Annotated in this window: 5 protein-coding genes; 3 read left to right on the top strand and 2 right to left on the bottom strand. The window is 69.7% G+C overall.

The genetic code is table 11. The annotated features are described in order from the left end of the window. The first annotated feature begins 169 nt into the window (after nucleotides 1-169). Entirely contained in the window at nucleotides 170-1,087 is a 918-nt protein-coding gene (locus tag ACWDA7_RS34085) for a class I SAM-dependent methyltransferase (RefSeq protein WP_450609390.1), read from the top strand. A gap of 27 nt (nucleotides 1,088-1,114) precedes the next feature. Here ACWDA7_RS34085 and ACWDA7_RS34080 read toward each other — a convergent pair whose 3' ends face one another. After that, a complete protein-coding gene (locus tag ACWDA7_RS34080) occupies nucleotides 1,115-1,660 on the bottom strand; it encodes an SMI1/KNR4 family protein (protein ID WP_450609388.1) in 546 nt (181 codons plus the stop codon). 1,133 nt (nucleotides 1,661-2,793) lie between these two features. Beyond that, complete coding sequence (locus tag ACWDA7_RS34075; protein WP_450609386.1) at nucleotides 2,794-3,222, bottom strand: MarR family winged helix-turn-helix transcriptional regulator; 429 nt, start codon at nucleotides 3,220-3,222, stop codon at nucleotides 2,794-2,796. 85 nt (nucleotides 3,223-3,307) lie between these two features. Between ACWDA7_RS34075 and ACWDA7_RS34070 the strand changes: the two genes are divergently transcribed. Together ACWDA7_RS34070 and ACWDA7_RS34065 are read left to right on the top strand one after the other, a co-directional pair. After that, the gene (locus ACWDA7_RS34070) at nucleotides 3,308-4,399 is read left to right on the top strand and encodes a hypothetical protein (RefSeq protein ID WP_450609384.1); all 1,092 of its coding nucleotides are present in this window, start codon (nucleotides 3,308-3,310) and stop codon (nucleotides 4,397-4,399) included. A gap of 303 nt (nucleotides 4,400-4,702) precedes the next feature. After that, a complete protein-coding gene (locus ACWDA7_RS34065) occupies nucleotides 4,703-6,757 on the top strand; it encodes a SpoIIE family protein phosphatase (RefSeq protein ID WP_450609382.1) in 2,055 nt (684 codons plus the stop codon). Nucleotides 6,758-6,826 lie beyond the last annotated feature (69 nt).

Below are 6,826 nucleotides of genomic sequence, written 5' to 3'. Positions count from 1 at the left end.
ACCCGCCCCCGCATCCTTGGACCACGGACACGATCCGTGTCGCCGGACGCGGCGCGAACGCGGGAGACCAGTGCATCCACCACCGTTCGGGATGCACCAGTTGACCAGGATTGGGTACAAGACTCACTCCTGCTCACTGACTAGGAACGGTGGTGTTGAATACGGCTCCGTGAAGGAGAGTGGGCGCGCGGCGAGCCGGACGGCGGTGCTGGTCTGCCAGGGGCGGGCGGCCGCTGACGGTCGGATTGCCACAGGCCGGTTCGCGGATCCGGTGGCGGTGCGGCTGCTGCGCGGCACAGAGCGGACGCCCGTGGACGAGGTACGCGCGAGCACTCCGCCCCAGGGCTGGCAGGCGCGCACCGCGTACGAGAGCGTGCGGGCATGCGCCGAGGTGGTCGTACCGCGGACGGTCGCGATCGACGACGCCCTGCGGGCCCACAGGACCGGCCAACTCGTGATCCTCGGCGCCGGTCTGGATACGCGCGCGTGGCGTCTGCCCGAGCTCGCGCAGACGGATGTGTGGGAGGTCGACCATCCGGCCTCCCAGCAGGACAAGCGCGCCCGCCTCGCCGAGGCCGCGCACGTGGGGCGCGAGCCGGATGCGGGCGACGGCACCGACGCCGAGCTACCGGCCCTCGCCCGTTCCGTGCGGTTCACGCCGGTCGATTTCGCCGTCGATGACCTCGGTGCGGCGTTGGACGCCGCCGGGCACGACGCGTCCGCGCCGACGACGTGGCTGTGGGAAGGCGTCGTCCCGTACCTCACACGCGACCAGGTGCGTGCCACGGTGGCGGCGCTCGCCGCCCGGACGGTCCCGGGCAGTGCACTCGTCGTCAACTATCAGGCGCCGTCGGTGAAAGCGGACGCAGGGCGGCTGCTGACACGCGTGCTCGGCAGTTCCGTCACGGCGGGCGAGCCGTGGCGCTCACTGTGGCGGCCGCAGCGGATGGCCGCACTGCTCGCGGAGTACGGCCTTCGGGTGGTGTCGGACGACTCCCTCCTCACCCTCGCGCACACCCTCGGCAGCCCGGCACAGCGGCGATCGTCCTTGCGGTCGGGTCGCGTAGCCGTGGCAGAGAGCCGCTGACGTGAGGTCCCACAAGCCGGTGCGAGATCACATTGCGTCCGACCAAGACTTGCCCTCGTCCCAGTGACGGACCCAGCCGGCGAAGCCGGACTCGCCAGTGGTGAACCCGAACTCGGACCCGAACGGTCCGGCACCCTCGCCGCTGATATTCCAGACGTGTCCCCGGTGGGGGCCGGTGACGATCAGGTGCCAGTACATGCCGCAGCCGTCGGTGCCCAGCACGATGGACCCATGGTCGAAGACCGGATCCAGCATCGGGCCCAGTTCGTCATCCGGGAGGTCGTCGTCCTCCCACACCCACATCTCTGTGAGCGGGAACGGCGTGGCCAGCTCACGGACCGTGTCGTCGTCCCGGTCATCGGGCAGTTCGCCGAGCGGCACGAGGCCGTAGTCGGGCGGGCCGAAGCCGCAGCCGTCGGCTATCTCCGCGACGCAGGTCCGGTAGGGCTCGGGCAGTGTGATCCCGTGTTCCGTCTCGAAGGCGCGGACCGCCTCCCAGCCCAGGGGCTCCGCGGTGTCGAATACCGCCCGGAGCATGGCCAGGTCCTCGGGGCGCGCGTGCTCAGTGTCCATGTGGCGCATAGCTATCACCCGCCACTGTCAGATCACGGGGTGGGTGGGCCCCAGAGCGATGTACGAGGGCTCGATGAGGCAAGCCGTGCGTCCTTGCCGGCGGTCCGGCCCGGTCATGCAGCCGATGCCAGGACGGGGGCGACGGGAACCGACGGGGCTGGCTGCTCGGCCCAGACGATCTTCTGGTGATCCGGATCTTCCCCTGGCAGGGGGAGATGTGGAGAGGGGACACGACCAAAGCCGCGGAGTCACCGGGCACCCAGACGTGCCCCGCGTACGGCGGAGCGTAGAACTCGTCACCGACGCAGATCTTCTCCGTGGCCGACTTCCAGACGAGGTCGAACGTCGTCATCTGCTGGGGAAGGAGCCGGACGGGCGCAGGATGCGGGGGCCCGTAGCGCGTGGCCGAGAGGGGACGCCGGCTGATGGTGTCGACGTACCCACCGCAACGCGGGTCGGAGCCGACCGGCTCGCAGGTGATGATGGTGTTCTCCCCGATGAACGCGATGCCCGGCCCCCCCCGAGCGCACAGACTGCGCCCGAGCGGTTGCGTGGCCACACGTGCATGAACGTGTCTCCCTGACTGCCGAGGTCCTCCGATGTCGCCGCGGACGAGGTGAGCGCCAGATCGCGTGCGGCGCAGGCGTGGCCGCCCGTCGCGCCGGAGGCGACGGCGGGGACGGATTAGCTGGAGGAGGGGGACACGGCGGACCGCGACGGGGACGCGCTCGCGGCGGGCGTCGCGGTCCGTCCGGACGTCCGCGTGGGGACCGCCGACGGGGTGACCGCGGGCATGCGCGATGCGCTGGAGCGCGGGGGCCGGAGGCGGGGCCACGACGGTGTCGAGGTCGGGCGGCGGCGTTACGTCGCAGGCGACTGCTGCCGGCGTCAGCAGAAGGCAGAACAGGAGGGCGACGATGCCACGGGGATGTCTCACCGCTCGCACGATTGGCAGGTGATCGTCCCCGCACGAGATCGCGAGGAATGCGGCCGGCCATTCTTCAACGGGCGTTCACGGCTCTCCTGGTGCCGCCCGGGATACCGCCACGCTTGCGCCTCAGACCGCGTGGTCCCCCCGCCACAACCGGACGGCGGGGCAGGGCGTACGACCGCCTGGTGCTGTCGCCCCGAACTCAGTCCACGTCGGCTGCGTTGTAGCTCCGCAGGTAAGCGGCCAGTCGTGCCACGTCGGCGTCGTCCCAGTCGGTGAACCGCCGCTCGAAAGAAGCACGACGCTGCCGGTTGGCCCCGTTCAGCAGGTCCAGGCCCTTCTCGGACGCCTTCAGGGTCTGCCTCCTGTGGTCGTCCGGGTCGGTCTGACGCACGATCATGCCCTCCGCCTCGAGCATGGCGATCTGACGGCTGACCGTGGACTTGTCCAGCATGAAGTGCCCAGCGAGGTCGGCGGCGTGACAACTGCCGTTCTTGGACATGTGGTCGAGCATGCTGTGGGCCACCAGGGAGAGCTCCGGGTGAAGCTGGGCTGCCTTCTGCCGGGCGCGGCGGGCGAAGGAGGTGAGTTCGCGCTGGATGACGTCCATCGACGCCTCACGGTCGGACATGACGAGCACCCTTCTCTAGTAGTTGTAGCATACAACAATATTCACATGTATTTTACAACCATCTACGCGAAGGAGAGAGCCCTCAATGAGTACCCACCGTCTGGCCGGCGAGGCGCCGACAGTGACCTCCGCACGCCATGCCGTCAGCCACGTGGTGGTCCTCCTGATCACCCCGCTGCTGATGTGCCTGGGTATGGGCATGGCCTACCTCGGAGCCTTCCACGCACCGCAGGCGCACGGTCTGAAAGTCGCCGTCATCGGCACCTCGCCGCGCTACCAGGTGCTCGCCCAGACGATCAAGGACAAGGCCGGTGACGCGCTGGACGTCACCACCGTGCCCAACCGGGTCGCGGCGCAGCGCCAGATCATGGACCGGGACCTGGTCGGCGCCTACGTGCCCAGTGCCAGACACCCCGAGCTGCTGGTCGCCAAGGCCAACTCCGACACCTCCGCCAGCGCAGCGGAGGCCGTGTTCACGACCGTGGCCGGCAAGCAGGGCGCGCCGTTGCGCGTCACCGACCTGTCCCGGCTCTCCAGCGGTGACCCCACCGGTCAGGGCCTGTTCTTCCTGCTGGTCGCGCTGAGCATCGGCTCCTACGCCAGCGTCGCCGCCATCAGCGCCGGCGGCGCCACGCTCCGTATAGGGATGCGGGCCGCCATCGGCCTCGCCACCGCACTCGTGGTCAGTGTCATAGGTACGGTGCTGGCCGGGCCGGTCTTCCACATCGCCGACCACCACCTGCTCGGGCTGTGGGGCATGGCCTGGCTCTACTCGGCGGGGATCCTCACCATCGGCATCGCCCTCCATACCTTCCTCAAGCGCTGGACGACGCTGGCCATGATGGTGCTGTTCGTGATGCTCAACTTCACCAGCTCCGGCGGCATCTTCCAGCCCGCGTTGCAGAACGGCTTCTTCGGCGCACTGCACGCCTTCTGGAACGGCGCCGGCTTCGTCGAGGGCGCACGCAGCCTGCTCTACTTCGACTCGGCAGGCTCTGCCGGCCGCATCCTCACCCTGGTTCTCTGGCTGGTCGCGGGACTGCTGCTGATGGCCGCCGCCGCGGTGGCCGAGCGTCGCGCCGCCCCAGCCCCGGCAGTGGCCCCACCGGCGAACGCGCAGCAGGACGCCGAAGACGAGGCGGCCGAGGAGGAAATCGGCGAAGCCGTCGCGGTCTGACGGCATCCCGGGCCAGGGCGCCCCGGCCGCGGGCACTCGTCCGAACACCTACCGCATTCGGTAGCTGACCAGGGCGGATGCCTATATGAGAGGGCGGGACTCACCCCCGCTGACTCCCGCCCTCTCCCGTTGCCGCTGTCTCCCCGGGTTCGCGCCCCACCCTCGGGCGCACTCAGAGGACGACCCAAGCCGCACAGGCCGCCCCCAGACCCACATCCGGCCCCCGACGTCCTGCATGTCTCCCGAAACAAGGAAGCGGCGCGCGGGTGCCAGGGGCAGGCTGGTTAGTGGAGGTGGGTTGCCGTGGCGCACAACGAAGCCATCTTGCCCGTCGAGGATGCCGCAGTACTGGAAGCCCTGTTCCACCAGTCCCCCACAGGTCTGCTGATCCTGGACACGGAACTGCGCATCCTACGGATCAACCTCACCAGGCCCGTTCTGCACGAAGCGCCCCCGCAACAGATCGTCGGCCGACACATCACCGACGTATACGACCTTTCCGCACCCGGTGACGTGGAGGCAATGCTGCACGGCGTGCTGGAGAGCGGCACGCCGGCACGGGGGCGACTGGTGGGGGTTCGCGCGAAGGGCGAGCCGGGGCCGGAATACCTGTTCTCCGCCTCGGTCTCTCGTCTGGAGAGCCCGCAGGGGAGGATCTGCGGGGTGCTGGCGGAGATGCTCGATGTCACCGAACGCGAAAGGGTGCGCGCCCGCCTGCGCGTCCTCGGCTCGGTGCACAAGCACGTAGGACAGACCCTCGACGTGGTGACCACCTGTGAGGAACTGGTGCAGGCGGTGGTGCCCGACCTCGCCGACATCGCCGTGGTGGAAGTGGTGGACGCGGTGGTACGTGGCGAAACCCCTCCGCCAAGCCCTCTGGAACGAGAGGTGCCGCTGCGCCGTGCCGCCGTCGGCCACAGCGGCGGCAAGGAGCAGATACCGGCGCATCCGGTGGGTGACGTGCGCGCTCTGCCCTTCACGACGCCGTACGCCCAGACGCTGGCCGACCTCAAGCCCCGTCTCGTCGCCCTGGGCCCCGACACGCCCTGGCTGGCAGCCGACCCGCAGCGCGGCCAGGCGATCCGGGCAGCCGGTGCCCACAGCCTGATCACCGCACCCCTGACGCTGCGTGGAACCGTGCTCGGCCTGCTGAGCCTATATCGCACCGATCACGCGGACGTCTACGACGAGGACGATGTCACCCTCGCCATCGCAGTCGCCGCTCACACCGCGCTGTGCATCGACAACGCCCGCCGCTACACCCGCGAACACACGATCGCCCTGACCATCCAGCGCCACGTGCTGCTCCCGCGCGCCAAGACGCAGACCGCCGTGGAAACCGCGCGCATCCACGTGCCCTCCGAAGTGGGCGGAGGCGGCGGGTTCGATACCTTCGCCCTGCCCGGTGCCCGCACCGCACTGGTGGTAGGCGAAGCCGCAGGACAAGGCATCCAAGCGGCCACCGCCCTGGGACAGATACGGACCGCCGTCCACTCCCTGGCCGCACTCGACCTGGAGCCCGACGAGCTCCTCGCACGCCTCAACGACACCGCCATAAGCCTGGCCCAGGAATGCGTAGCTCTGCCGCCCGGCGACCCCCCGGCGGTCATAGGACGCTGCGTGTACGCGGTCTACGACCCGCTCGCCCAGACCTGCACCATCGCCCTGGCCGGCCACCCCCCACCCGTCATCGCCCATCCCGACGGGAGGACCGAGATCCTCGACCTTCCCAGCGGACCCCCCCTGGGCACCGCCGAGGGACCCCCCTTCGCCGCCACCACCATCTCCGTCGCCGACGGCAGCATCCTCGCCTTCTACACCCCATCCCTCCTGCGCACCTCCCCGTCCCCGGACACCCTCCAACGGGCGCTGGCCCACCCCGACCGGCCACTGCAGGACCTGTGCGACGACGTGCTCTACCGGCTGCGGAACGACACCTGCCACGGGGACGTCTTCCTGCTCCTCGCCCGCACCCACCCGTTCCCCGCCGACCAGGTCGCCGCGTGGCATCTCGACCACCACCCCAAAGCCGTCGCCACGGCGCGCACCCACGCCCAACGCCAGCTCGCTCATTGGGGAGTGGACGAGGAAACCGCCTACACGACCGAAATGATCGTCAGCGAACTGGTCACCAACGCCGTCCGCTACGGCACCCCACCTCTGCGGTTGCAGCTCATCAAGGACTGCACGCTCACCTGCGAGGTCCACGACGGCAACCCCCTCGCGCCACGGATGCGCCATGCGAAGACCATCGACGAAGGCGGGCGCGGCTTGTTCATCATCACCCAACTCGCGCGGAACTGGGGTGTCCGCTTCTCCCTCGACGGCAAGACCGTCTGGGCCGAGCAGACTCTCTGAGCCACACGACCCGCGCGTCAGGCAGGTCGAACTCGGCGACCTCGGTCGGGTCCGCCCCGAAGTTCGGCC

Source organism: Streptomyces sp. NPDC001156, assembly GCF_053598275.1.
The sequence above is the reverse complement of the archived record's forward strand: the minus strand, read 5'-3'. Positions and strand labels throughout refer to the sequence as shown.

What these genes read in the sequence shown, in the direction of transcription:
- ACWDA7_RS34080 (WP_450609388.1), bottom strand. Translation starts at nt 1,660, where the DNA reads ATGGACACTGAGCACGCGCGCCCCGAGGACCTGGCCATGCTCCGGGCG.
- ACWDA7_RS34075 (WP_450609386.1), bottom strand. Translation starts at nt 3,222, where the DNA reads ATGTCCGACCGTGAGGCGTCGATGGACGTCATCCAGCGCGAACTCACC.
- ACWDA7_RS34070 (WP_450609384.1), top strand. Translation starts at nt 3,308, where the DNA reads ATGAGTACCCACCGTCTGGCCGGCGAGGCGCCGACAGTGACCTCCGCA.